At 74.6% G+C, this 25011-nt stretch carries 23 protein-coding genes, 1 pseudogene and 1 riboswitch; of the genes and pseudogenes, 5 read left to right on the forward strand and 19 right to left on the reverse strand.

Annotated elements, in window-relative coordinates; genetic code table 11:
• Positions 1 to 91 precede the first annotated feature (91 nt).
• Positions 92 to 370, forward strand: coding sequence for a PLDc N-terminal domain-containing protein (locus SERN_RS11420; protein WP_135850234.1), 279 nt, complete (start codon positions 92 to 94; stop codon positions 368 to 370).
• A 21-nt stretch (positions 371 to 391) separates the two neighbouring features.
• Here SERN_RS11420 and SERN_RS11425 read toward each other — a convergent pair whose 3' ends face one another.
• Entirely contained in the window at positions 392 to 958 is a 567-nt protein-coding gene (locus SERN_RS11425; RefSeq protein ID WP_233251636.1) for a shikimate kinase, read from the reverse strand.
• Positions 955 to 1740, reverse strand: coding sequence for a type I 3-dehydroquinate dehydratase (gene aroD / locus SERN_RS11430; protein WP_135850235.1), 786 nt, complete (start codon positions 1738 to 1740; stop codon positions 955 to 957). The genes SERN_RS11425 and aroD overlap by 4 nt, the downstream gene beginning before the upstream one ends.
• A gap of 179 nt (positions 1741 to 1919) precedes the next feature.
• On the opposite strand from aroD, the gene SERN_RS11435 reads away from it, so the two are divergent.
• A complete protein-coding gene (locus tag SERN_RS11435) occupies positions 1920 to 2264 on the forward strand; it encodes an RNA polymerase-binding protein RbpA (protein WP_135850236.1) in 345 nt (114 codons plus the stop codon).
• Between the two features lie 109 nt (positions 2265 to 2373).
• On the opposite strand, the gene lnt is transcribed toward SERN_RS11435, so the two are convergent.
• From lnt to SERN_RS11470, 7 genes are all read right to left on the reverse strand, one after another.
• Positions 2374 to 3948 carry an apolipoprotein N-acyltransferase gene (gene lnt, locus SERN_RS11440; RefSeq protein ID WP_135850237.1) on the reverse strand — a complete coding sequence of 525 codons (1575 nt, stop codon included), beginning with the start codon at positions 3946 to 3948 and terminating at the stop codon, positions 2374 to 2376.
• A 462-nt stretch (positions 3949 to 4410) separates the two neighbouring features.
• On the reverse strand, positions 4411 to 5172 hold the full coding sequence (locus SERN_RS11445) for a serine/threonine-protein kinase (protein ID WP_135850238.1): 762 nt from the start codon (positions 5170 to 5172) through the stop codon (positions 4411 to 4413).
• 83 nt (positions 5173 to 5255) lie between these two features.
• Positions 5256 to 8144 carry a DEAD/DEAH box helicase gene (locus SERN_RS11450; RefSeq protein WP_135850239.1) on the reverse strand — a complete coding sequence of 963 codons (2889 nt, stop codon included), beginning with the start codon at positions 8142 to 8144 and terminating at the stop codon, positions 5256 to 5258.
• A 9-nt stretch (positions 8145 to 8153) separates the two neighbouring features.
• Positions 8154 to 9185, reverse strand: a complete 1032-nt coding sequence (locus SERN_RS11455; protein ID WP_135850240.1) for a diacylglycerol/lipid kinase family protein — start codon at positions 9183 to 9185, stop codon at positions 8154 to 8156.
• On the reverse strand, positions 9182 to 9556 hold the full coding sequence (locus SERN_RS11460; RefSeq protein WP_135850241.1) for a hypothetical protein: 375 nt from the start codon (positions 9554 to 9556) through the stop codon (positions 9182 to 9184). Before SERN_RS11460 ends, SERN_RS11455 begins: the two co-directional genes overlap by 4 nt.
• Positions 9556 to 10524: a helix-turn-helix transcriptional regulator gene (locus SERN_RS11465; protein ID WP_135850242.1), complete on the reverse strand. Its 969-nt coding sequence runs from the start codon at positions 10522 to 10524 to the stop codon at positions 9556 to 9558. Before SERN_RS11465 ends, SERN_RS11460 begins: the two co-directional genes overlap by 1 nt.
• Positions 10517 to 11635 (reverse strand): helix-turn-helix transcriptional regulator, encoded by a 1119-nt coding sequence (locus SERN_RS11470; protein ID WP_233251637.1) that lies wholly within the window; start codon positions 11633 to 11635, stop codon positions 10517 to 10519. The genes SERN_RS11465 and SERN_RS11470 overlap by 8 nt, the downstream gene beginning before the upstream one ends.
• A 34-nt stretch (positions 11636 to 11669) precedes the next feature.
• Here SERN_RS11470 and SERN_RS11475 point away from each other — a divergent pair.
• Together SERN_RS11475 and SERN_RS15845 are read left to right on the forward strand one after the other, a co-directional pair.
• A pseudogene (locus SERN_RS11475) lies at positions 11670 to 12818 on the forward strand (DUF3866 family protein); the annotation flags it as partial.
• A 3-nt stretch (positions 12819 to 12821) separates the two neighbouring features.
• A complete protein-coding gene (locus SERN_RS15845; protein WP_233251684.1) occupies positions 12822 to 13184 on the forward strand; it encodes a DUF952 domain-containing protein in 363 nt (120 codons plus the stop codon).
• A gap of 7 nt (positions 13185 to 13191) precedes the next feature.
• Here the strand turns inward: SERN_RS15845 and SERN_RS11480 are convergent, their stop codons facing one another.
• The 6 genes from SERN_RS11480 to SERN_RS11505 form a co-directional block, all read right to left on the reverse strand.
• Complete coding sequence (locus SERN_RS11480) at positions 13192 to 14388, reverse strand: GNAT family N-acetyltransferase (protein ID WP_233251638.1); 1197 nt, start codon at positions 14386 to 14388, stop codon at positions 13192 to 13194.
• 10 nt (positions 14389 to 14398) lie between these two features.
• Entirely contained in the window at positions 14399 to 14902 is a 504-nt protein-coding gene (locus SERN_RS11485; RefSeq protein ID WP_233251639.1) for a PH domain-containing protein, read from the reverse strand.
• Positions 14903 to 14916: 14 nt separating this feature from the next.
• Positions 14917 to 15759, reverse strand: coding sequence for an ATP phosphoribosyltransferase (gene hisG / locus SERN_RS11490; RefSeq protein WP_135850244.1), 843 nt, complete (start codon positions 15757 to 15759; stop codon positions 14917 to 14919).
• Between the two features lie 45 nt (positions 15760 to 15804).
• Positions 15805 to 16068 (reverse strand): phosphoribosyl-ATP diphosphatase, encoded by a 264-nt coding sequence (locus tag SERN_RS11495; RefSeq protein WP_135850245.1) that lies wholly within the window; start codon positions 16066 to 16068, stop codon positions 15805 to 15807.
• 147 nt (positions 16069 to 16215) lie between these two features.
• On the reverse strand, positions 16216 to 17292 hold the full coding sequence (locus SERN_RS11500; RefSeq protein WP_135850246.1) for an ABC transporter substrate-binding protein: 1077 nt from the start codon (positions 17290 to 17292) through the stop codon (positions 16216 to 16218).
• 164 nt (positions 17293 to 17456) lie between these two features.
• Positions 17457 to 18302 (reverse strand): ABC transporter permease, encoded by an 846-nt coding sequence (locus SERN_RS11505; RefSeq protein ID WP_135850247.1) that lies wholly within the window; start codon positions 18300 to 18302, stop codon positions 17457 to 17459.
• A 112-nt stretch (positions 18303 to 18414) separates the two neighbouring features.
• A riboswitch (FMN riboswitch) is annotated at positions 18415 to 18559 on the reverse strand.
• A gap of 128 nt (positions 18560 to 18687) precedes the next feature.
• Here SERN_RS11505 and SERN_RS11510 point away from each other — a divergent pair.
• Positions 18688 to 19569 carry an ATP-grasp domain-containing protein gene (locus SERN_RS11510; RefSeq protein ID WP_135850248.1) on the forward strand — a complete coding sequence of 294 codons (882 nt, stop codon included), beginning with the start codon at positions 18688 to 18690 and terminating at the stop codon, positions 19567 to 19569.
• A 155-nt stretch (positions 19570 to 19724) separates the two neighbouring features.
• Here SERN_RS11510 and rpe read toward each other — a convergent pair whose 3' ends face one another.
• The 4 genes from rpe to SERN_RS11530 all read right to left on the reverse strand — a co-directional run bounded on the left by rpe (position 19725) and on the right by SERN_RS11530 (position 24995).
• Positions 19725 to 20390, reverse strand: a complete 666-nt coding sequence (rpe, locus tag SERN_RS11515) for a ribulose-phosphate 3-epimerase (protein WP_135850249.1) — start codon at positions 20388 to 20390, stop codon at positions 19725 to 19727.
• A 126-nt stretch (positions 20391 to 20516) separates the two neighbouring features.
• A complete protein-coding gene (locus tag SERN_RS11520) occupies positions 20517 to 22310 on the reverse strand; it encodes an HNH endonuclease signature motif containing protein (protein WP_135850250.1) in 1794 nt (597 codons plus the stop codon).
• Between the two features lie 212 nt (positions 22311 to 22522).
• On the reverse strand, positions 22523 to 24025 hold the full coding sequence (locus tag SERN_RS11525; RefSeq protein WP_233251640.1) for an RsmB/NOP family class I SAM-dependent RNA methyltransferase: 1503 nt from the start codon (positions 24023 to 24025) through the stop codon (positions 22523 to 22525).
• Positions 24018 to 24995, reverse strand: a complete 978-nt coding sequence (locus tag SERN_RS11530; RefSeq protein WP_135850542.1) for a methionyl-tRNA formyltransferase — start codon at positions 24993 to 24995, stop codon at positions 24018 to 24020. The genes SERN_RS11525 and SERN_RS11530 overlap by 8 nt, the downstream gene beginning before the upstream one ends.
• Positions 24996 to 25011 lie beyond the last annotated feature (16 nt).

Below are 25011 nucleotides of genomic sequence, written 5' to 3' on the forward strand. Positions count from 1 at the left end.
TGCCTGGGGAACGTGCGGCTGCAGAAGTATGACGGCTCCCGACGGCGGAACTCACCGGTCGGGCCGTCGCACCTTCTCGTAGGGTGGCGAGATGAGTCCCGCCAGCGCCGCTGCCGCCGTCGGCGGGTTCACCCCTGCGACCTACGACCTCGTCTGGACGGTCGTGGTGGTCGCCGGCGTCGCGCTGCTCGCTGCGGCCGTGGTGGCGTGGGGGCGCTCCACCGATCGGTCGATCGTCTCGCTCGTGTGGTTCTTCGTCATGCTCGCGTTCCCGATCGTCGGGCCGATCGGGTACCTCGTCGAGACGCGACGGCGTCGTCGGCTGCAGCGCGAGGAGGCCTCGGCCGACGGCGGCGCGTCGAGCTCGTGACGCCGGTCTCCCGACGCGGCGTCAGGCTCCCGACGACTCCGTGTCGTCGGCGCCGGCCGGCTCGGTGAGCCCGAGGTGAGCGGCGATCTCCCGCACCACCGCGTTCGGTGAGCGGTGGTCGGTCGCCACGACCAGGTTGCTGACCCGCAGGTAGGTGGGTCGGCGTTGCGAGGACAGCCGGGTCCAGCGCTCGCGCGGGTTCTCCTCGAGCAGCGGGCGCGAACCGGGCGAACCGATCCGGAGCATCGCGTCGCGCACCTTGACGTCCAGGAACACCACGAGCCCGCCCGCGGCCCGGTACTCGGCCAGCACGCTCTGCGTCCGGGGATCCATCACGGCCCCGCCCCCGAGGGAGAGCACGCCGTCGTGCTCCGCCAGTGCCCGCGCGACGGCGACGTGCTCGAGCTCCCGGAAGTGGGGCTCGCCGTGCTCGGCGAACAGCGCGGCGATCGTGGCGCCGGCCTCGGCCTCCACGTCGGCGTCGGAGTCCCGGAAGGAGAGCGCGAAGCGGTTCGCGATCCGGCGCCCGACCGCGCTCTTGCCCGACCCCATCGGGCCGCACAGCACCACCACGGGACGCGGGCTCACGCGCGCTCCCCCGCTCCGGCCCCGGCGGACCCGCGCGACGCGACGAGCGTCGCGTGCAGTGCATCGACGACGGCGCGCAGCTCCGGCACCGCGACCTGACCCGGCGCGGAACCCGTGCCGACCGCTCCGAACGTCGCGGGCGATCCCCAGCACTCCCCCGCCACGCGCGTCAGCAGGCCCGCCGCGCCCATCGCGATCGGCAGCACCGACCGACCGTGCCGACGGGCCGCACGGGCCGCGGTCAGCAGGCGCAGGACGTCGCCGTCGTCGGCCGCGGTGACCGCCACCTTGAGGACGTCGGCGTCCCGTGCCGCGAGCGCGTCGAACGTCGCGGCCAGCACCTCGGCGTCCGGCGTGCCGGTGAAGTCGTGGCTCGAGCCGACGACGACGGCGCCCGCCTCGCGGGCCGCGGTCGCGACGGCCGCGGAGACCGCCGTCGGCCGGCTCAGCTCGACGTCGACCCCCTCGACCGGCCGCTCGCCCCCCAGGAGCGCGACGAGCAGCGCGACGTAGGCGTCGTCGTCGAGCGTCCCGGGGCCGCCCTCGGCGGTGGAGCGATAGGTCGCGAGCACGGGCAGGTCGCCGAGCGCCTCACGCAGGCGAGGCAGCATCGCCACGGCGCCGTCGCCGTCGTGAGCACCCCAGGCGTCCAGCCGCCACTCGGCGACGTCGGCGCCGGATCGCGCGACGGCCCGCGCGTGCGCGAGGATGTCCTCGTCGTCGCGACCGGTCAGCGGGACGACGACGGCGGGTGCGCCGGAGCGGGTCTCGAACAGGGTCACGGCCCTATCCCATCACGGGGGCGACCCGTTCTTCACCCGACCTTCACGTGCCGGTTCGTCCCGACGGGAACAGGAAGGCACGCGCGCGCGTTGACAACCGTGGAAGCCCGCGTGGAGCGACCGCCCCGGACCTTGGTCTCACGGTCCGGGCCGTCCACGCCCGAAGTGAGGAGAACACCATGGCAGAGCGCACCCTGCGGGGAATGAAGATCGGCGCCAACAGCATGGAGTCCGAGGTCGGCGTCGAGTTCGCGCCGCGCGTCGAGGCCGTCTACGACTGCCCCGACGGCACCGTGCTCGTCATCCCGTTCTCGGCCGAGGCCGACATCCCGCCCGTCTGGGAGGCCCCGAACGGCGGCGAGGCGCTGCTGCGCGACGCCGAGCGCCCGGAGCCGGGTCCCGTCAAGCACCAGCGCACCCACTGGGACATGCTGCTGGAGCGTCGCACCATCGCCGAGCTCGAGGACCTGCTCAACGAGCGCCTCGACCTGCTCCGGTCGGGAGCGCTGCGCAAGAGCGCGTGATGCGCGGCGGTGAGGGAGCCCCTCGCCGACGCACGAGAACCACCCGGAGGCCCGGCGTCGAGATCGACGCCGGGCCTTCGTGCTCCCCGGATCCGGTGCGCCGAGCTCGTCAGGCCCCCGCGCCGCGACGGCGGCGCCCGGGCCGGAGCACGATCCCCACCAGGGCCAGCAGCCCCGTCACGGCCCCGACGACGACGTCGGGCGTCGTCCCCAGCCGCGTCGCGAGCGTGAGCGACGTGCGCAGACCGAGATCGGCCGTCAGCGCGTCGGCGGTGAACAGCTCGGTGCGCTGCGTGACCACCCCGTTCGGCGTCACGACGCCGGACACGCCCACCGTGGAGACCTGCACCGCGGCACGGCCGTGCTCGACGGCGCGGAAGACGGTCATCGCGAGCTGCTGCTCGGACTCGGCCGTCTCCCCGAACGAGGCGTTGTTGGTGGGCACCACGATCACCTCGGCGCCCTCGGCGACCGAGTCCCGCACGATCGCGTCGTAGGCGACCTCGAAGCAGATCGCGACGCCGAACGGCACCTCCCGGCCGTCGACCGGGACGGGCACGATCCCGACCTCGGTGCCCGGCCTCATGTCCACGGAGACGAGGTCGACGGCGGCGGAGAACCGGCGCGCGATGTCGCGCAGCGGGATGTACTCGGCGAACGGGGCGGGGTGCTGCTTGGCGTAGACCTCGGTCGACCCGACGCCCGGCTGCCACAGGATGACGTCGTTGTAGCGCGCGTCGGCCCTGCCGTCCTCGCCGTAGGTGTAGCTCTGGGTGCCGAGCATGATCGGCGCGCCGATCGCCTCGGCCGCGGCCTCGACGGAGGCACGGGCCTCGTCGTCCGTCCGCGGGTCGTAGTCGGCCGCGTTCTCGGGCCACAGGACGACGTCGAGGTCCCCCGCGTGGTCCTGCGCCAGCGCGACGGTGCCGTCCGCGTGGTTGCCGATGACCTCGCGGGCGTTGTTGAAGGCCCCGAGCCCGGGTTCGGAGACGTTGCCCTGCACGATGCCGACGGAGACGGTCCCGTCCTCGGCGCGCACGTCGAGCGGCACGGCGAGCGAGGCGACCGGGATGGCCACGAGGACCAGCACGGCGCCGACGGCCCGTCCGGAGTGACGGCGTCGCAGGCTCCACCACGCGGTCGCCAGGACGAGCCCGAGCACGGCCACGAGGGTGGAGACGAGCGTGGTGCCGCCGACCGCCGCGAGGCGCAGCAGCGGCGCCTCGGTCTGGCTGAACGCGAGCTTCCCCCACGGGAAGCCGCCGAAGGGCCCCGCCGAGCGCAGGATCTCCCACGTGGTCCACGCCAGGCCGAACGTCAGCGCCGCGAGCCACGGCCACCGCTCCACCGCGGGGATCCGACGGATCCACGCCCAGGTCACCGCGAACAGTCCGACGGCGATCGCCTGCGCGGTCGAGAGCGCCAGCCACGGGACGACGCCCACGGCCTCGTTCGCCCACCAGATGTGGACGAGGAAGAACGACAGTCCCCACGTCAGCCCCACCACGAACGACCAGCGCGCGCTGTCGCGGCGCAGCGCCAGGGCGAGGAGCGCCATGCCGACCATCGCCGCCGGCCACCAGCCGCGCTGCGGGAACGCGGCGTCGGTGACGAGACCGCCGAGGACGGCGAGCAGGAGGGTCGTCGCGCGCGAGGGAGGGCGGACGTCAGCGGGGCGCGGCACCCCGCCAGGATACGTGGCGGATCTGGACGTCGGTCCGGTCCCCGACTCGACGTCGGGCCGGTGCGCGACGCCCGTCGGAGCCCGCGGGCCGCCGTCGGGCCGAGGCCCGCAGAGCGGCTCCGGGCCGGGTCCGCGCGGGCTTCGGGCCGTCACCGGAGTGACGTTGTCTAGTGCCGGCGCGGACCGGGCCACGGACCCGCCCCACTGCGGTTGCGACGGGCATCCCGTCCGCAAGGTGCTCGTGCAGACAACTCTGCCCCGGGTCCTGTGTCAAGGAGACGTTGCCGCTGGTGACGGCTGTCCGTGCAGGTCAGCGCACAGAGATTTCTGGACGAAGTCTGGGGGAAGCGCGGCGTGTCGGACGGCGTGTCGACATCGGTCGTCCCTACCCGTCGATGGGTGTCCGACGGGTGGACGCGCGTCGTTCGTCGGGAGTTCGCCGCGCGCACCCGGGTGCGAGCGTCAGGCGCGGTGCATCACGACGCCGTCGCGCACCGCGAGGAGGCAGCTCGGCGGCTCCCACCCCGCGTCGTCCACGGGCGCCAGCCGCGGCAGCGGCGGCACGCCGGCGCGGGAGTCCAGCGACCACGAGGAGCGGCGCGCGTCGGCGGCCTGCGTCACGAGCTCCTCGGCGTCCCACACGGCGAACGTCGCGGGGGCGCCGATGTGCAGCCTGCCGAGCGCGTGCCCGTCGGGCCGCGCGCTGGCCCGCCACGCCCCGCGCGTGTGGGCGACGAAGCCGGCGCGGGCCGACAGCCCGCCCGCGAGCGCGTGCTGCACGCGGCGCCACGGACCGCCGTCCGCCGTCGTGGCGAAGCCGAGCGCCAGGGGAAGCCCGGTCGCGGCGAGAGCGGCGAGGTCGACGTCGACCAGCTCGGTCGGGTCCAGGCAGGCCAGCGTGCCGGGGTCGAGCGCACGGAGCTCGGCGTCCGTGCGGACCACGCGGGCGTAGGGCTGGCGGCCGCCCTCGTCCCACGACTCCACGACGCCGAGCCGGGCCAGCGCGTCGGGTCCCGCGCCCGAACCCCCCACGGCATCGACGAACGCGGGCGCGAGGAACGCCCCGCCGAGGTCGACCTGGCGCACGTCGCTCTGACGCGACTGCACGTCGGCGCCCGCCTCGTCCCCCAGCCACGCGATCACGCCGTCGGAGACGAGGACGGCCGTCGCGAACGCGTCCGCGTCGGAGTAGACGGTGCCGCCGCGGTACAGCGTGGTGCCCACGGCGTCGCCGCTCCCGAGGTCGTGTCCGTCCCTGGTACCCGTACTGCTGCTGATCAACGCACTCTCCCGATCGTCCTGCGTACTCACACGAGCTCCTGGGCCACGACGCCGCGGCGCACCAGCGTCATCGCCTCACGGGCCCGTGCCCGCAGCGCGGGCGACGGCGCCGCGTTGGTCAGCTGGTCCAGCACGTCGAGCGCCTGCTTGCACCAGCGCACGAAGTCGCCGGCGGCCATGTCCCCGGCGCTCAGGACGTCGCTGAGGCTCGACCCGCGCGCCCACAGGTGCGCGAGCCTGACGAAGCCCGTGTCGATCGACGGTGCCGGTGTCAGACCGGCCTCGCGCTCGAGCGCCTCGACCTCGGACGCGGCCCGCGCCGTCGCGTCGAGCGCCTGGCTCAGTCGCGTCCCGACGCCGTGCACGACGCTCGGGCCGCCCTCGTCGTCGCCGCGGGAGGAGTAGACGATCGTGGTGACGACGGCGGCCAGCTCGGCCGCGTCCAGCCCGTCCCACGCGCCCGATCCCAGGCACTGTGCCAGCACGAGGTCGCGCTCGGCGTACAGCCGTCGCAGCCAGCGACCCCGGTCAGTCACCGTGGTCCTGTCCCCCTCGCGGTCCAGGTACCCCAGCTGCAGCAGCACCTCGCACACGCGGTCGAAGTCGCGCGCGATCGACGCCGTCCGGCTCGCGATCCGCGCCGTCAGACGGTCGTGGTCGGCCTGCAGCCCCTCGGCGCGGCGCGCCCACCGCAGGTGGTCCTCGCGGTCGGGGCACGCGTGGCACGGGTGGGAGCGCAGCGCCGCGCGGAGCCGCGCGATGCTCGTCTCCGTGCCGCCGTCGCGTCCCTCCGCGTCGTGGTCGACGGCGTCGGCCCGCGGTCTCGCGGCACCCGAGAACCCGCTGGTCAGCGCGTTGCGCAGGCTGGCGGCGAGATCGCGACGGGCCCGGGGGTCACGCGCGTTGAAGTCGCGCGGGACCTTGACCCGGCCCGCGACCCGTACGCCCTGCGGGGCGTCGTGCGCCGTCAGGGTGCGCACGCGGCGCTCCTCGTCCAGGACCTCCGGTCGCGGTCCGTCGAAGCCCGACGTGCCGGGGTCGACCACCACGGCCCACGCCGACCGACGGCCGCGCGAGATCTCCAGCACGTCACCGATCCGCAGGTTGTCGAGCGAGTCCGCGACGGCGCGTCTCCGTGCCCGGGACCGCTCGCGCTCGCCGTCGGCCTCGACGTCGGACAGCTGCCGGCGCAGCTCGAGGTAGGAGTCGATGTCGCCCCGGTCGCACGCCATCGAGGCGCGGTAGCCGGCGAGCGCCTCGGCGCTGCGGCTCGCCTGGCGCGCCAGACCGACCACCGACCGGTCGGCCTGGAACTGCGCGAACGACTGCTCCAGGATGTCGCGCACCCGCCCGTACGGGGCGTTCGTGAGCAGGTTGACGGCCATGTTGTACGTCGGCTTGAAGCTCGAGCGCAGCGGGTAGGTGCGCCGGGAGGCGAGGCCGGCGACGGCGTTGGGGTCGACGCCGGAGGCGTACAGCACGACGGCGTGGCCCTCCACGTCGATCCCTCGCCGTCCGGCGCGCCCCGTGAGCTGCGTGTACTGCCCGGGGGTCACGTCGACGTGCTCGCGCCCGTCCCACTTCACGAGCCGTTCGAGCACCACGGACCGTGCGGGCATGTTGACGCCGAGCGCGAGCGTCTCGGTCGCGAACACGACCTTGACCAGCCCGCCGGCGAACAGCGCCTCGACCGCCTCCTTGAACGCGGGGAGGAGGCCCGCGTGGTGCGCGGCGACGCCCCGCATCGCGGCGACCGCGAACGAGGAGAACCCGACGGCGTCGAGGTCCTCGGCGGGGATGCGGACCGAGGTCGCCTCCAGGATCTCCCCGATGCGCTTCTGCTCGGCCTGCGTGGTCAGCCGGATGCCGGACGCGACGACCTGGTCGACGGCGGCCTCGCACCCCATGCGCGAGAACACGAACACGATCGCGGGCAGCAGCGAGGCGGCGTCGAGCCGCTCGATCACGGTGTCGCGCCGCGGGGGGCGCACGGTGCCGCCGCGGCCACCGCCCTGCGGCTTGCCCGCACGCCCGCCGCGACCACCGTCGCGTCCGCCGCGACCGCCCCGGCCGCCGGAGCCGCCTCTCCCGTAGCCCCCGGGGGCGGGTCCGGCGCTGCTGCGCTCGGCCCGCCGCACGGCCTCCACCAGGTCGGGGTTGAGGACGGCGCTCGTGTCCTTCGCGCCGGCCCCGAGGGTGTCGCCGAGGTCGTGCGAGCGGGTCGTGTAGAGGTCGATGACCTCGTGCCGGACCATCATGTGCTGCCACAGCGGGACGGGGCGGTGCTCGGAGACGACGACCGCCGTCGTCCCCCGCACCTCGGTCAGCCACTGGCCGAACTCCTCGGCGTTCGAGACCGTGGCCGAGAGCGAGACGAGCCGGACCGTCGGGGCGAGCAGGAGGATTACCTCCTCCCACACCGGTCCGCGGAACGCGTCGGCGAGGTAGTGCACCTCGTCCATGACGACGTAGCCGAGGTCGTCCAGCGTGCTGGAGCCCGCGTAGATCATGTTGCGCAGCACCTCGGTCGTCATCACGACCACGGGCGCCTCGGAGTTGATCGACACGTCACCCGTCAGCAGCCCGACCCTGTCGGCACCGTGCACGCGTGCGAGGTCGAGGTACTTCTGGTTCGACAGGGCCTTGATCGGCGTCGTGTAGAACGCCTTGCGGCCCGATGCGAGCGCGAGGTGGACGGCGCACTCCCCCACGATCGTCTTGCCGGCGCCGGTCGGGGCGGCCACGAGCACGTCCTCGTTCGAGGCGAGGTGACGGCACGCGACGCTCTGGAACTCGTCGAGCGGGAAGTCGAGCTCGCGCTCGAAGTCCTCCAGCGCCTGGGCGAGGGGCCCCATCGCTGAGATCTGCTTGGCCCGACGGCGGGAGGCCGCGTACCGCTCGGCCGGAGAGGTCATACCTCCAGCCTAGGCGAGCACCCGCAGAGCCTCCGCCACGAGTCGCAGGCGCAGCGGCACGTCCCCGACGGGTTCGCCGTCGGCGTGCACGAGCGGTGCGGGGGCCGGGCCGCGACGGCGGTCGGTGCGGCCGGTGAGGTCTGTGCCGCCGGGCAGCAGGAGCACCTCGCGCGCGCGCACCACCTGGACCACCGGGTGCGTCACGTGGGTCCCGCCGTACACGCGCGGGAAGAGGTGCAGCAGCGTGCGGCGAGGCATGGTCGGGGCGGTGACGACGTCGAACAGCCCGTCGCTCCAGTCCGCGTCGGGCGCGATCGCCATGCCGCCGCCGATCGAGCGCGAGTTCGCGACGGCGACCAGGGTGCCCGCGGGCCCGAGGTCGCGGCCGTCGGCGACCACGCGCACGTCGAAACCGTGGAACCCGACCAGCTCGGCCGCCAGCGCGACGACGTAGCGCGAGGAGCCCTTCGGCCACCCGATCCGGTTGGCGCGGCCGTTGACGGCGGCGTCGATCCCGGCGCTGAGGACGTTGACGAAGTAGCGACGCGCGACGGGCTCGCCGTCCCCGGGCTCCTCCCCCGGTGCGACGGGATCGTCGCTCGGGCGCACCGCCGTGATCTCGCCGACGTCGACGCGGCGGGGCTCGCGCGTCAGCGCACCCAGGAGTCGGGCGACGGCGGCCACCGGGTCTCCACGCGGGAGGCCGAGGCTGCGCGCGGTGTCGTTGCCGGTCCCGGCGGGGACGAGGCCGAAGGCCACGTGCGGGGCGTGCGCGAGGATCGCGTTCACGGCGAGGTTCGCGACGCCGTCGCCACCGACGCCGACCAGGACGGTGGAGGGGCCGCGCCGCTCCCGCGCGGCGTCGGCCGGCTGCTCGCGCAGGAAGGCGGCGGCGCGCCGTCGGGCGCTGGTGACGTCGGGTTCGGTGAGGTCGACGACGTCGTGCCCCGCGGCCCGCAGCTCGGCCAGCGCGATCGGACCCGCCGTGGCCGCACGACCGCGACCGGCGGCGGGGTTCACGAGCAGGCCGATGCGGGTCACGGCCGGGGTTCGCCCTCGGGCGACGGCGACACGGTGGTGGTTGACCCACCGGTGATCCCCGCCCAGCGCGCGCTGACGCGGTCGTAGCGGGCCTGCTTGCGCGCGCGTCGGACGGCGCTCACACCGGCACGCACCTCGCGCAGCTCGGCGCGGCGCTCGTCGCTCGCCGTGATCTCGGGAGCGATGGCCGAGGTCGCCTCGGCGACCTCCTCGAGCTCGGCCAGCCGGGTCTCGAGCCGTTCGAGGACCCCCTGCGCGAGGCGCACCTCGGCGAGCAGGGCGCGGAAGGACCGGTACAGCCGGAACCCGATCCACGCCAGCACCGCCAGCGCCAGGACAACCAGCACGACCCACACCAACCACCAGGGCATCAGCCCACCTCCTCGTACGCGGCCAGGGCCGCTGCGGCGCGAGCGGCGATCGACTCGGCCAGACCTCGCGGTTCGAGCCCGAGGACGTCGGGTCCGAGATCGAGCACGAGCCGGGCGAGCCAGGCCTCGTCGGCGACGTCGAGCGCCACCAGGATGGCGCCGTCGCGCTCCGCAAGGATCTCACCGCCGAACCGCTCCGCCACCCAGCGGCTCCGCGGGGTGAGCTCGAGGCGGGCCTGCAGCAGGGTCTGCTCCGGACGCACCCGACCGGACGTCGAGGCGACCTCGTGGGGCACGGCGTCCTGCCCGGTGCGGGTGATCGCGGCGACGCGGTCCAGGCGGAAGTGCCGCACGGCGTCGGACAGCAGGCACCAGCCGCGCAGGAACCAGGCCTCGCCGTCGCTCAGCAGCTCGAGCGGGTCGACGTCGCGCTCGGTGGTGGCGTCGGACGCGCTGGTGTAGCGCAGGTGCACGCGCTCGCCCTCGGCCAGCGCGGCGCGGGCGGTGCCGAGCACGCGCGAGACGTGGGCGTCCAGGGCGGGGTCGGCGGTCTCCAGGGCGACGGCCTCCGCGGCCTCGGCGGCGTCGCCGGCCGCGGCCGTCAGCTTCGCCAGCGCCGAGGCGACGGCCGGATCGGCCCCCATCCCCGGCAGGTTCGCCAGGGCCCGCAGCGCCACGATGAGCGCGACGGCCTCGCCCGGACCGAGCCGCAGCGGGCGGTCCATGCCGCGCGCGTTGGTGAGCGTGATCCGCTGCGCGTCGTAGGAGTCAGCCGAGAAGTCGAGCAGGTCGTCGGGCTGGTAGCCGGGCGTTCCCGAGACCCACAGCGTGTCGACGTCCCGCATGATCTGGGCCTGCGGCACGCCGAAGTGCGCCGCGAGCTCGGCGACGGGGACGTCGTCCCGGTCGGCGAGGTAGGCCACCATCGCCAGCAGGCGCGCGAGACGCTCGGACGTCGACTCAGCCACGGCCGGCCTCCCCCGTGGTTGGTGCGGACGATTGGATGTCGCCTGTCGCCGGGTCGGTCGCAGGCTCGGAGACAGGGTCGGTCTCGGTGCCGGTCGTCGCGGTGCCGACCGTCGCCAGCCCCGCGGCGGCGCGCAGCCGCGTCACGACCGCCTCGCGCAGGTGCGGCGGTTCGAGGACGACGACGGCGTCCGTGTGCCCCGCGAGCAGACCCGCGAGGTCGTCCGCGTTCCCGACGGCGAGCTCGAGCACGTCCCAGCCGCTCCACGCCGCCTCACCCGGCGTCGCCGCGAGGGCGCGCAGGCGGACCTCCCCGGCCCGCTCGGGCCGGACGGCGACGCGCGCGACGTCAGCGGCGCCGTCGTCGCCGACGGTTCTGCCGATGCTGCCGGAGGCGCGCGACGTCGCGCCGAGCCCACCCCCGGTGCCGGTCACGCGCGGGTGCGTCGCACCGCCGCGCGCACCGACCTTCACCGCGCCGGTGATGCGCGTGAGGCGGAACATGCGCTCGGCGTCGCGCACGAGGTCGTGCCCCAGCACGTACCAGGCGCCGTCACGGACCACGAGCTGCCACGGCTCGACGCGGCGCTGCGCCGGCGCGCTCGACGTCGCGCCGCGGTACCCGAACGTGACGACGGCGCGCGACGCGATCGCACTCAGGAGAGGGTCGAACGTGGCCGACGGCGGCGGGATCCGCAGCACGTGGCCGCTGAGCTCGCCCGAGGCCGCCGGGGACACCGCGCGCAGCTTCGTCAGGGCCCGCCGCGCGGGCAGGTCGAGGTGGGCGCCGTCCCACACCTGCGCGGCGACGCTCAGGACGCCGATCTCGGCCGGGCTGAGGTCGACCCGCGGCAGGTCGTAGCCGTCCAGGTCGATGCGGTAGCCGATGTCGTCGCCGTGGGCGTCGTCGGTCAGCGTGACCAGCGGGATGCCGAGCTCGCGCAGGGTCACCTTGTCGCGCTCGAACATGCGCTCGAACGCGTCGTCGTTGCTCGCCTGCGAGTAGCCGTTCACCGTGGCCCGGACGTCCGCCTTCGTCATCCGGTGCTCGGTGTGGGTCAACGCGATGACGAGGTCGAGTAGCCGTTCAGCCGGCGTCACCGATGTGGACATCACCACCAGCGTAGTGCGCGGCATGATGGTGCCCATGATCATCTGGCGCGACGGCGTGGTGACCTCGACCGGAACGTCGTGGCGGGGGGCGCAGGAGCTGCAGGTGGAGATCACCTCCGGACCCGTCGAACCGGCCCGCGTGGCCCCCGGCACGAGCGTGCGGGCCCTGGCCTACACCGAGCTGGTGGGCACGCCCGGGGTCGGTGACCGCGTCAGCCTCACGTGCTCGGCGCTGGCGCGCGGGCTCGGGACGGGCGGCTACGCCCTGGTGGCGGCCGTCCCCGACGCCCTGCCCGCCGACCCGCCGCCCTCCCCCGGGCACCTCGTCAAGGCGCGGTACACGCCGCTGCAGCCGATGGTGCTCGGCGTGGACGAGCAGGAGTCCGACTCGCACGCCGTGCTGGCCGACGCCGACGACCTGGGCGGGATGCCCGTCGTCGTGGCGGACCTGCACTCGGCGCTGCCGGCCGTCCTGGCCGGGATGCGCGCCGAGGCGGAGGCCGCCGGTCGCCCCGCGCCCCGGGTCGCCTACCTGATGACCGACGGCGGAGCGCTGCCCGCCTGGTTCTCGCGGTCGCTGGCGCAGCTGCGCGAGGCCGGCTGGCTGGAGGCGTCCATCACGGTCGGCCAGGCGTTCGGCGGCGACCTGGAGGCCGTCACGGTCCACTCCGGGCTGCTCGCGGCGCGTCACGTGCTCGGGGTCGACGCGGTCGTCGTGGCCCAGGGCCCCGGGAACCTCGGGACGGGGACGCGGTGGGGCTTCTCGGGCGTCGCCGCGGGTGAGGTCCTGAACGCGGTCGGGGTGCTCGGAGGGCGCGGCATCGCCTCGCTGCGCGTCTCGGACGCCGACGAGCGCGGGCGGCACCGCGGCGTCTCCCACCACAGCCTCACCGCCTACGGCCGGGTCGCACTGAGCGCGAGCGACGTCGTCGTGCCCCGGGCGCTCGGGGTGGACGTGGCCGGGTGGAGCACCGGCCTGGAGGACGACGTCGCCGCGGCGGCCCGCGGGATCACCGCGCCGCACACGCCGCACCGGTACGTGCCGCAGGCGTTGGCCGGCCTGCTGGAGGCGCTGGCCACCTCGCCCGTGCGGCTCTCGACCATGGGGCGCGGGCTCGCCGTCGACGCGACGCCGTTCCTCGCCGCGGCCGCCGCCGGACGCTGGGCGACCCGGCTGCTGGCGCCCGTGACCGGAACCGTCTGGCACGTCGCGCTCGCGCAGGAGTGGGCCGACGCCGTCGAGCGCGGTGCCTACTCGCGCTCGACCCGCGCGGCGGGGCTCGAGGAGGTCGGCTTCGTGCACGCGTCCCGCGCGGACCAGGTCGACCGGGTCGCCGAGGCGTTCTACGACGATCTCGGCGACGGTGCGCTGGTGCTGCTGGAGATCGACGCCGACGCGCTCGCGGCCGCCGGGGTCGCCGTCGTGGCGGAGCCGGGGAGCGCCGACCAGACGGGTGAGCGGTTCCCGCACGTCTACGGTGCGGTGCCGATCGACGCGGTGCGCACGGTTCGCGCGTGGCGCGGGAGCCACGCCGCGAGCGTGGGCTGAGGGTCCCTCAGCCGACGGGGACGTCCCGGTGCCAGGACTGCGTCGTGTAGCGCAGCTCCCAGCCCAGGGCGCGGTAGAGGCCGTCGGCGCCCGTGGGCGAGTCGGCGTCGACCTCGAGCGCGACCCGGTCGCGTCCGCGGGCGACGGCGTCCGCCGCCACCGAGTGCAGCAGGCCCTTGGCCACCCCGCGGCCCCGCGCCGCCTCGAGCACGCCGAGGTAGGAGACGTAGGAGCCGTCGGGATCGGTGGAGCCCTGACCGCTCTCGGAGACGGTGGCGACCAGGGCGCCGACCGGGCGGGCCTCGCCGTCGTCGATCAGCTCGGCCAGCCACCAGTGGTCCCAGCGGTGGCCGGGGTCCTCGCGCAGCCGGTGGAGGAACTCCTCGAAGGTCTCCTCCCACGAGTTGAAGTGGTCGGCGAACGCGCTCTCCAGGACGGCGTGCACGTCGCGCAGGTCGCCCGGGTGCGGCAGCCCGTCACCCTCGCGGCGCACGAGGCGGAACCGGACGCCGCGACGTTCCCACGACGTGGGGTCGGGGACGAGCGCCGCGTCCTCGGGGCTCGCGGCGCGAGACATCTGCCACCACGTGCGGGCGAGCTGGAAGCCGGAGCCGCCGAGCCAGGCGTGCTGGCGCTCGTCGGCGGCGAACGCCCCGGTGTCGATCTGCTGCACCGTCAGCCCGCGGGCGCGGCCCACCGTCGCCGCCTGGGCCACGGCCCACGCCACGAGCACGCGCGAGGCGGCATCGGCGACGTCGGGCACGAGGTCGCGCGCGACGACGTGGATCAGCAGCATCCGGCCACCGGCGCGGTCGTGCACGCTCCCCCACGCGCGGACGGCGCCGTCGCCGTCGACGAGCACGACGTTGGCACGCGTCCGCTCGGCCTCCGGCCCGACCTCGGCTGCGACGACCGCCTCGTCGGCGCCCGGCCAGCCGCGGCCGTGCTCCTCGTGGTCGCGCAGCAGGGCGGTGAGGCTCGCGAGGACGGCGGGATCCTCGCCGTCGGGGCGCGACAGGTCCCAGCCGGTCGGGAGGGCGGTCAGGGCGTCGGCGACGTCGCTGGCGAGGTCGGTCGGCAGGTCGCCCGGCTCCCGGGCGAAGCGCGAGACGGTCGGGACGTCGTCCCCGGTCCCGTCCGTCGCCGGATTGCCGTCGTCGGCGGGGCCGGTGCTGATCTTCTCGCTCGTGCGGGACGTGGTCATGGTGTTCCTCTCAGCGCTGCGGGTCGCCGTCGGGGGCGGTGCCGTAGCGGTCGACGAGTGCGGCCAGTCGGCGGGCCTCGGTCGTGGAGCGGGCGCCGTCGGCCCGCTGGATGGCCATGACGGCGAGCTCGTCGCCGTCGGACAGGTCGAGCTGCGCCCACGCGCGGTCGGCGGAGTAGCGGACCGAGACGATCTCGGCCCACGCGAGCCGACGCGTGGTGAGCAGGTTGCGGACGACGAGGCCCTCGGCGTCGGGGAGGGCCCGCACCGTCGCCTGGCGCCACAGGATGCCCCACAGGACACCGCAGAAGCCGAGCACGACGGCGTAGTCGCCCGCCCCCAGGCGGGTGGCCGCGTTGGGGCGGACGAACGTGAACAGGGCCACGAGACCGACCAGCACGACGCCGGAGAGCACCGCGGCGACCACCTTCGCGCCGCGTGGCTCGAAGGGGGCCAGGGCCGAGGACGGACGTCCGGGCCGCTCGGAACCGTCGGCGCTGCGATCGGTCGGCACGGGGGCGGCGATCCTCAGAGCCTCGTCGCGTGGATCTGCGTGACGAGGATGGCGCGGGCGCCGATCTCGTACAGCTCGTCCATGATCCGGTGGCTCGCGCGGCGCGGAACCATGACCCGCACGGCTGCCCAACCCCGGTCGTGCAGGGGCGAGACGGTGGGCGACTCGAGGCCGGGCGAGACCTCGACGGCGCGCGCCACACGGTCCACCGGGATGTCGTAGTCCATCAGCACGTACTCGCGCGCGGTCAGGACGCCGGCGACGCGACGGTCCAGCGTCTCGAACCCGGGGCGCGGGTCACCGAGGGGACGGATGAGGACCGCCTCGGAGCTGAGGATCTGGTCGCCGAAGGTCGCCAGGCCCGCCGCGCGCAGCGTGGAGCCGGTCTCGACGACGTCGGCGACGGCGTCGGCGACACCCAGCTGGACCGTGGACTCGATCGCGCCGTCGAGCCGGATGACCTCGGCGGTGATGCCGCGCTCGGCCAGGTGACGCTCGACCAGGACCTTGTAGGACGTGGCGATGCGCCGGTCCTGGAGGTCCTCGACGGCGGAGATCGCCGTCGGCGGGGCGGCGAAGTGGAAGCTGGAGCGGGCGAACCCGAGGGCGCGGTGCTCGATGGCCTCGACACCCGAGTCGATCAGCAGGTCGCGACCGGTGATGCCGGCGTCGACCGTGCCCGATCCGACGTACACGGCGATGTCGCGCGGACGGAGGAAGAAGAACTCGACCTCGTTCTCGGCGTCGGTGAGCACGAGCTCGCGGGAGTCACGGCGCTGGCGATAGCCCGCCTCGGTCAGCATGGTGGTGGCGGGCTCGCTGAGCGAGCCCTTGTTCGGGACGGCGATACGGAACACGGATCTCACGACTTTCTGGGACGAGGTGACAGGACGGGCGATCCGTCAGAGATGTCGGTAGACGTCCTGCAGCGACAGACCCTTCGCGATCATCATCACCTGCACGTGGTAGAGCAGCTGGGAGAGCTCCTCCGCCGCGTCCTCGTCGCTCTGGAACTCGGCGGCCATCCAGGACTCGGCGGCCTCCTCCACGAGCTTCTTGCCGATGAAGTGGACGCCGGCGTCGAGCTCGGCGACGGTGCCGGAACCCTCGGGGCGCGTGGCGGCCTTCTCCGAGAGCTCGGCGAACAGGGAATCGAACGTCTTCACGGTCCCAGGGTACCGGGGCGGTGCCGGACGGCCCCTGGCGGTCCAGGGTTCGGCCCCGGACCGCGTCCGGCGGACCCGGCGGTCAGGACCCGTGTCCTCGGCTCGTGCTCCCGGTTCGGGCGCTCGGCCCAGTCCTCGACGGGTGGCTCAGCTCGCGCCCTCACCCGCGTTGCGGTAGCCGCCGTCGGGTACGGCCTCGATCATCCCTGCGGCGAGCATGGCCTCGGCCATGGCGTCCCACTGCGCCGGATCGGTCGTTCCCGTGCTCGACAGGAGCGGGACGGTGGCCTCCAGGACGGCGAGCGCATCGGTCCGCGCGGCGCTGGTCATGCCCGGGATGACGTCGGCCGCGATCTCGACCGCTGCCTCGGGGTCGGCGATCGTGTCCTCGACGCCGCGGAGCGTCGCCGTGACGAACGCCTCCTGCTGCTCGGGGGTGAGCGAGGAGGTGTCGGGCAGCGCGACGCCGACGCTCACCAGCGCCCCGGGTTCGAGCGCCCTGACCGGCATCCCGGCGGCCGCGAGCCGGACGGCGTCGCCGTTGACGTAGCCCATGACCGCGTCGACGTCACCGTTCAGCAGGGCCGTGGTCTGCGTGAAGCCGATCGACTGCACGGTGACGTCGGCCGTGGACAGACCGGCGCCGTCGAGCAGCGTGAGCAGCCCGAGCCACGTGGCGCCGTACTCGCCCGGCACGCCGATCGTGAGACCGGCGAGGTCGTCCGGCGTCTCGACGGCGGAGTCCTCCGGTACGAGGAGGGCCACCGGGGAGCGCTGGTAGAGCGTCGCGATCTGGGCGAGGTCGCCGCCGGTCGCGCGCTCGGTCAGGACCTCGTCCCCGCTGGCGACGACGAGGTCCTCGGCCCCCTGCTCGATCGCGGTGAAGAGGCCCTCGTTGACGCCGTGGTGGCGCAGCTCGACGTCGAACCCGGCCTCGTCGTAGTAGCCGTTGGCCTCGGCGACGTAGAACGGCGCGAACTGGATGTCCGGGACGTAGGTGAGGCCGAGGGTGACGGGGGTGGTGCCGGCGCCGGACGAATCGCCGTCGCTCGTGCCGCCGTCGCTCGTGCCGCCAGGGTCGGTGCCGTCCTGCGCCGGGGTGCACGCGGCGACGGCGAGCAGCGCGGTGGCTGCGGTGAGGGCGAGGACGGCCCTCGTGCGGCTGGCACGGCGGGTGCGCCGCGAGGTGGTGGCGGTGTCGCGGCACGTGCGGGTGCGGGTCATGGGTGCTCCGTGGAGTGGGTGGTGCGTGGAGTGGGTGGATCGCGAGGTCTGTGGTGGGTGAGGTGGTGGTGGGTCAGATCGGTGGTGGGTGAGGTGGTGGTGGGTCAGATCGGTGGTGGGTGAGGTGGTGGTGGGTCAGATCGGTGGTGGGTGAGGTCGACGGCTCAGCGCTCGGTCAGGCGGAGGGCGCGCTGCTCGAGCAGGCGCACGATCCCGTAGGCCGTCATGGACGTGAGCGTGAGGACGACGAGGGTCGCGAACAGGCCGGCGGTGTCGTTGCGGGTGCGCTGCGACTCGAGGAGCTGGCCGAGACCCTGACCGCCGATGACGAACTCCCCCACGACGGCACCCGTCATCGCCAGCGCGACGCCGGCGCGGAGGCCCGCGAGGAACTGCGGCAGGGCGAGCGGGGTCTCGATGTGGCGCAGGAGCCGCCAGCGACCGGCACCGTCCACGCGCGCCGCTGCCAGCACCTCCGGGTCGAGACCTCGAAGACCGAGCGCCGTCGTGATCACGATCGGGAAGAACACCAGGAGGGCGGCGAGCAGCGCCGTGGTGCCGGGTCCGTAGCCGAACCAGAGCACCAGGAGGGGCGCGATCGCGACGGCCGGGATGGCCTGCGAGGCCGCCAGGTAGGGCTCGAGCGCCGCCGACGCGTGGCGCGAGTGCACGATCAGCCACGCGAGCGGGACGGCGATGACGACGGCGAGCAGGGCGCCCTGGGCCGCCACCCCGCCGGTGGCGACGACGGCGGGCCACAGGTCGCCCGTCGCGGCGAGCTCCGTCAGGGCCTGCAGCACGGCGCCCGGCGTCGGCAGGAGCACCGGTCCCAGCCGTCCGGCACCCCAGGTCCACGCGGTCAGGAGGACGACCGCCAGGACGGCGGCAGGAAGGAGACTCAGCGCCGGACTGCCGTGCGTGCTGCGGCGTGGGCCGCGGCGGGCGTCCAGGTGGGAGCGGGTGCCCGCGACGTCACCATGGCGTGGCTCGTCAGGTTCGGTGGCCGTCATCGCTGTCTCCTCCCGGTCGCGTCGCTGCGTTCCGGGGAGACGGGCGCGCGGGTGCGCACCAGCAGAGCGCGTCGCCGCGGCGACCGCAGGGTGCGGTCGAGCGCCGACGCACCTCGTGTTCCTCCCATCCGGACTTTCACCGTCGGTCCTGGAGTTCCACCAGGTCAACCGCATCCGATCCAGGGCTTGCCCTGTCTTAGGTGCGGGTCGCGGACTGTCACCGCCGGCTCGGACTTTCACCGACCCCGGAGCACGTGTGTGTTCTGGTCCCAGGATAGCGCCGCGGCGGTGGACGCGTCGTACCCGACGTCCCCGTCTCGCATACCGTCCTCGTCACAGGAACGCCCGGCCGAACGGGCCGGTGCCGACGAGGGTGGGAGCAGACATGGCGCGCGTGGGGATCGTGGTCACGGACCGGTACTCGATCGAGGACCCCGACGTCGACACCCCGCGCCTCGTCCCGGCGCTGACCGCGCTCGGTGTCGAGGCGGAGCCCGTCGTGTGGCACTCGCCCGACACCGACTGGGACTCCTTCGACCTGCTCGTCCTGCGGACCCCGTGGGACTACCCGGTGCGGGTGGCGGAGTTCGAGGCGTGGTTCGACGACGTCGCGCGCCGCACCCGCGTGCTGAACGAGCCGGCTCTCGTCCGGTGGAACCTGGACAAGCGCTACCTCGGCGAGCTCGCCGACGCCGGTGTGGGTGTCGTCCCCACGACGTACGTCACCACGGTGCAGGACGGCGCCGCCGCTCTCGGGGCGTACGGCGACGGCTGGGTGGTCGTGAAGCCGTCGGTCTCCGCCGGGGCCCACGACACGGCGCTCGTGCGGGCCGACTCCGACGCCGCCACGGAGCTCGTCGGCCGCATCCTGGGCCGAGGGGTGACCGTGATGGTGCAGCCCGAGCTGCCTGAGCTGTCCCGGGGCGCCGAGAAGGCGCTCTACCTCGTCGACGGCGAGCTCACCCACGCGATCGCCAAGGGCGCTCTGCTCGAGCGCGGGGGCGGGTTCATCGGGGGCGTCTACCAGGAGTCGCCGCAGGTCGTCGCGACCGACGACGACGAGGTCGCGTTCGCCGCGTCCGTCATGGCCGCGACGGCGGCCGTGACCGGGCTGGCGACGCCGCTGTACGCCCGCATCGACACCGTGCGCAGTGCCGAGCACGGCCTCGTGCTGCTCGAGGCCGAGCTCTTCGAGCCGACGTTCAACCTGCACCTGGTGCCGGACGTCGTGGAACGGTTCGCGCGGGCCGTGGTGGCGCGCCTGTAGCTGTTCGGGTGGCCTCGGTGGCGGCCCCGCGGCCAGGGTGGCGGTGCGGCCTCCGGGTGGCGTGGCGTCCGTGATGGCGGCGCGGCCTCCCCGGGTGGCGCGGCCCCCTTGGCCGTGCGACGTCCCGGTGGCGCGGCCTCAGTTGTGGCGCGGCCTCAGTGGCGGTGCGCGGCCTCGGCCAGCGCCCGCAGCGCCTCGACCTCGGCGGCGGCGTCCTCGGCCTTGTAGACGGCGGACCCGGCGACGAAGGTGTCGGCCCCCGCCTCCGCGGCGCGCTCGATCGTCTGGCGCGAGATGCCGCCGTCGACCTGGATCCAGAGGTCCAGCTCGCGCTCGTCCGCCGCCGCTCGCGCGGCCCGGATCTTGGGGAGCATCGAGTCGAGGAAGCTCTGACCGCCGAACCCGGGCTCGACGGTCATGATGAGCAGCATGTCGATCTCGGGGAGCAGCTCGAGGTACGGCTCGACCGACGACGCCGGACGCAGCGCCATCCCCGCGCGCGCGCCCTGCTTGCGGATCTCGCGCGCGAGGCGGATCGGCGCCGCGGCCGCCTCGGCGTGGAACGTCACCGACTGCGCCCCGGCCTCGGCGTAGGCGGGAGCCCAGCGGTCGGCGTCGGTGATCATCAGGTGGACGTCGAGCGGCACCGGGCTCACGGGGAGGATCGCCTCGACGACGGGCAGCCCCCACGTCAGGTTCGGCACGAAGTGGTTGTCCATGACGTCCACGTGCGCCCAGTCGGCGCCCGCGATCTTCGCGAGCTCGCCCCTCAGGTCGGAGACGTCGGAGTTCAGGATGCTCGGCGTGATTCGGATTCCCACTCTCGGAGCCTAGCGGGGCCACGAGCGTCGCCACCCCTCGCACCCCACCCCCGACCGCCACCCTTCCCCCGCCACCCCTCGCCCGCCACCCCCGCCGGGACTGGGGACAGGACGGGACGTTCACCGTCACGCACCGACCGGATAGGCGTTCCACGTCTGCCGACCGAGAGCGGCCCACGGCGCCGTCACCCGGAACGGACGGACCGCCTCGAGACGCGACAGCACCGGTCCATTTGCACCCCCGGTGGCGGCTGCGGCTGCGGAACCCTTCGCCGTGACCCACCGCGGATCCGCCTCGATCACCCACCGTCCCGAGTGGACGGCGTGGTGGTGGGCCGAACACAGCATGGCCGTGTTGTCGATCGAGGTCGGCCCGCCGTGGGACCAGGGCACGACGTGGTGTCCCTCCGTCCAGGTGGACGGGATGGTGCACCCCGGGAACAGACATCCTCCATCGCGGGCGATCAGGGCACGACGCATCGCGGCCGGGACCAGCCGCCTGGCGCGTCCGACGTCCAGGATCTCGCTCTCCCCTCCCATGACTATCGGGATGATGTCGGCATCGCACGCGAGCCGGCGCAGCAACGACACCGGGACCGGGCCCGCGTGCGGCAGCCGGCCCCGGCCCGTGCGTCCGTCGACCGATGGTGCGCGAGCGCTCCGCGTCGTCGTAGCAGGCGGGTCGGATGATCCAGGTGGCCCGGTCCGGCGAGGCTGCAGCGTCGCTGCCTGCAGGTCGCCGATCCCGACCGTCACGAGGAGCTGGGGCGGCAGACCCCCGACGGACGGGAGCCCCGCCGTCCGGAGCGCCGCCTGGCACGCGGTGACGAGCGCGTCGAGCATGCGCTGCGGGCGCGACCTGTCGTCGATCGGTGCTGCGTGCGGCGCGCCGTCGGGCGGTAGGAGCGTCAGCGACGTCTCGCCGGCACCGGCGGTGGGAGTCTCGCCGCCGTCCGGATCGGCGCGCCCTCCGTCACCGAGAGCGTCAGCGTCACCGCTGCTGCTGCCGCCGCTACTGCAGCTGCTCCCGCTCCCGCTGCTGCTGCCGCCGCTACTGCAGCTGCTCCCGCTCCCGCTGCTGCTGCTGCTGCTGCTGCTGCTGCTGCCAGCGTCGCGCACGACCACCGGTGCGGCGGCGCGCGGGTTGGTCCCCGTGTCGAACACGGTCATCAGCACCTCGGTCTGGACGGCGTCGGCCCAGACGTCCAGGTGGGTGAGCCCGTGCCACGTCGCGCCGACCTTCACGCCCTGCCGGGAGGCGGCGTCACGTTCGGAGGGCTCGACGCCGTCGGGATCCAGCAGCGACAGCAGCCTCCGGGCCACCCGCCTCATCGTGTCCGGGTCGAACGTCTCGGCGTACCCCACGAGGGTGCGCTCCACGTCGCAGACGACCGCGGGGTCCGCCACCGCCCGGGCCTCCTCGAGGGTGCGCAGGACGACCTCGACGTTCTCGGGTCCGGGGGCCACGGCGAGGTCGTCCAAGACGGAGCCGTCGCCGCCCGGCTCCCCGCCATCGGCCAGCCCGATGCGTGCCGACAGCACCGGTGCCACCGGCGCCAGCGGATCTCCGCTCAACGCGCGTCGCGGCAGCACGGCCGACGCCGCCCGGATCCGGCGGCTCGCCTCGCGCCCCGAGATGCGCAGCCGCGTGCGCAGCAGGTCGCACCCCCGTCGGAACGGCGCCTCCGGCGGCGGGTCGCTCCGTCGCGAAGCCGGCGACTCCGCCTCGACCGCTCCCGCGGCACGCACCTGCAGGCGGTGCACGAGACGGGCGAGCTGCTCCACCTTTTCGGCGAGCTCGACGGCGTCGCTCAGATCAGCGCCCGCCAGGGCGGAGGTGAGCGAGGTGTCCGCGTGCGCGAGGGAGTCGAGACAGTCCTCCAGGACCGCCTCGCACTCGCCCCGCCGCTGGTTCGCCATGCGTCGATTCTATCGAACAGACGTACGAGAGCGCCAGGGCTGGAACAGAACCTACATCCACAGATTTCGCTGCAACGACAAGGAAAACTCGTCCTGGGGACAGTCGCAGGCGAGGCTACGTCAGCGTTCGACGCACCGGAGTGGAGCGCCCCTCGCAACGCCCTTCGCAACGCCTCCGATCGCCTCTCGCAGCTCCCCCGCTGAACCCGGTCTCAGAGCCTCCGCAGCAGCGCCAGGAACATCGCATCCGTCCCGTGCCGGTGCGGCCAGAGCTGCGCGTACGGACCCTCGAGCCCCACGACCTCGTCGGTCGCGACCGCGGAGACGGCCGCCGCGGCGTCGAGCACCTCGACGTCGGCACGCGACCGCAGCACCGCGTCGATCACGGCGCGCGTCTCGGCCACGTGCGGCGAGCACGTCACGTACCCGACCACTCCCCCGGTGCGCGTGGCCTCGATGGCCGAGTCGAGCAGCTCGCGCTGCAGCAGCGCGAGCGGCTTGAGGTCGGCGGGCGTGCGGCGCCACCGCGCCTCGGGACGACGGCGCAGCGCCCCCAGCCCGGTGCACGGCGCATCGACGAGGATCCGGTCGTACGTGCCGGGCTCCTGCGACCCCACCGTCCGCCCGTCCCACTGCACGACGTCGACCAGCTCCTCCGGCAGCGCCTTGACGCTCCGCCGGACGAGGCCCACCCGGTGCTCCTGCAGCTCGCCGGCAACCAGCCGGCTGCCCTGCTGCAGCACGCCGTCGGCCGCGAGCTCGTCGGTCCGCTGCGCCAGCACGGCGCCGAGCAGGGCGCTCTTGCCCCCTGGTCCGGCGCACAGGTCCGCCCACACGGCGTCGCGACCGGTCACCGTCACGGCCGCCAGCGCGAGCGCGACCAGCTGGCTGCCCTCGTCCTGGACACCCATGCGGCCACTGCGGACCGCCCCGATCGTGTCCGGGCTCCCGCCCGCGAGCCGCCACGCCGTCGGCGCGAGCCCGGCAGGGGCGATGAGACCCTCGGTCTCGGCGCGCTCCAGCTCCTGCTCGGAGACCAGCCCGGGCCGCGCCACGAGCGTCACGGCGGGGGCCGCGTTGTCGGCCTCGAGCAGCCCGACCAGCTCCGCATCCAGCCCGCCCGACGGCGTCCCGGGGTCCAGCGCCAGGCTCTCGCGCATCGCGCGCACGATCCAGGCGGGGTGCGCGAGTCGCTGCCCGAGCAGCTCGGTCGCGTCACTGGTGCGCTCGGCCATGCGGCGTTCCCACTCGGCGGCGTCGGCGCGCGTCACCTGACGCATCACCGCGTTGGCGAACGACGCCGCGCCCTGGCCCACGTTCGCCCGCACCAGATCCACCGTCTCGGACACCGCCGCGTGCTGCGCGACGCGCATGCCGAGCACCTGGTGGACCCCGAGGCGCAGCGCATCGAGGACACCCGGGTCCACCGAGCTCAGGCTCCGGGTCGAGCACATGGCGAGGATCGCGTCGTAGCGGCCGCGCAGCCGCAGCGTGCCGTAGGCGAGCTCGGTCGCGAAGCCGGCGTCGCGCCCCGTCAGCCCCCGATCGGCGAGCAGACCAGGCAGCACGAGATTCGCGTAGGCGTCCGACTGCGCGACGGCGCGCAGCACGTCGAACGCGACCTGGCGCGACGGATCGACGCGACCGCGCGGGGCACGCGCAGCACCACCACCAGCACCAGCACCAGCGGCACCACCGGACGAACGCTCAGCCACGGTCGACCCCCTCGAACGCCGCACCCTGGTCCAGGCGCGCCCCGCGCGCCCAGTCGGCCGCCGCCATCCACGACTTCCCCGCCGGCGCCACCTCGCTCAGCACGACCGGCGTCGTCGCCGTCCCCACCAGCACGTCCTTCCGGCCGGCCCGGATCTCTCCGGGCGCGAGCACGTCGGTGTCCGAACCAGACGCTCCCGAACCAGACGCAGCACCCGAACCGGCACCGAGTGCCACCGGCGCCACCTTCACCCGCATCCCCGCGAGCACCGTCCACGCCCCGGGCGCCGGCGTCATCGACCGCACGAACCGGTCGACGGCGAGCGCGGGAAGATGCCACGGCACCTGCGCGTCGGCCACCTCGACCTTGGGAGCCAGCGAGACGCCGTCGGTCGGCTGCTCGGTGGGCGAGGCGGAGCCGTCGGCGAGCGCGTCGAGGGTCGCGAGCACGAGCGGCACCCCCGCCTCCGACAGGCGCCCCAGCAGGTCGCCGCTGGTGTCGCGCGGACGCACCATCTCGGTCATCGTCCCGACGACGGGTCCCGTGTCGAGCCCCGCGGTGAGCCGGAACGTGGTCGCGCCGGTGACCTCGTCGCCGCTGCGCACCGCCCACTGCACCGGCGCCGCGCCGCGCCACGCCGGGAGCAGCGAGAAGTGCAGGTTGATCCAGCCGTGCACGGGCACGTCCAGCAGCACCGGGGGCACGAGGGCGCCGTAGGCGACGACGACGGCGACGTCCACCTCCAGCGCTCGGATCGCCTCCGCGGCCTCGGGGGTGCGCAGCGTCGGCCACTCCAGGACGTCGATCCCGAGCTCTCGCGCCGCGTGCGCCACCGGCGACGGCTCCTCGCTCCCGCGGCGCGAACGGCGGGCGGGCGGACGCGTCAGCGCGGCCACCACGGTGTGCTTGGCCGCGAGGGCCTGCAGGGTGGGGACGGCGACGTCGGGGGTGCCGGCGAACAGCACGCGCAGGGGGGTGGTCACCGTG

It is taken from the genome of Serinibacter arcticus (genome assembly GCF_004786095.1).
GTDB lineage: Bacteria > Actinomycetota > Actinomycetes > Actinomycetales > Beutenbergiaceae > Litorihabitans > Litorihabitans arcticus.

Coding starts and splice junctions, on each gene's coding strand:
- SERN_RS11420 (WP_135850234.1), top strand. CDS start 92: ATGAGTCCCGCCAGCGCCGCTGCCGCCGTCGGCGGGTTCACCCCTGCG.
- SERN_RS11505 (WP_135850247.1), bottom strand. CDS start 18,302: ATGACGGCCACCGAACCTGACGAGCCACGCCATGGTGACGTCGCGGGC.
- SERN_RS11460 (WP_135850241.1), bottom strand. CDS start 9,556: ATGCCCTGGTGGTTGGTGTGGGTCGTGCTGGTTGTCCTGGCGCTGGCG.
- SERN_RS11470 (WP_233251637.1), bottom strand. CDS start 11,635: ATGTCCACATCGGTGACGCCGGCTGAACGGCTACTCGACCTCGTCATC.
- SERN_RS11510 (WP_135850248.1), top strand. CDS start 18,688: ATGGCGCGCGTGGGGATCGTGGTCACGGACCGGTACTCGATCGAGGAC.
- SERN_RS11480 (WP_233251638.1), bottom strand. CDS start 14,388: ATGACCACGTCCCGCACGAGCGAGAAGATCAGCACCGGCCCCGCCGAC.
- SERN_RS11520 (WP_135850250.1), bottom strand. CDS start 22,310: ATGGCGAACCAGCGGCGGGGCGAGTGCGAGGCGGTCCTGGAGGACTGT.
- SERN_RS11435 (WP_135850236.1), top strand. CDS start 1,920: ATGGCAGAGCGCACCCTGCGGGGAATGAAGATCGGCGCCAACAGCATG.
- SERN_RS11450 (WP_135850239.1), bottom strand. CDS start 8,144: ATGACCTCTCCGGCCGAGCGGTACGCGGCCTCCCGCCGTCGGGCCAAG.
- SERN_RS11500 (WP_135850246.1), bottom strand. CDS start 17,292: ATGACCCGCACCCGCACGTGCCGCGACACCGCCACCACCTCGCGGCGC.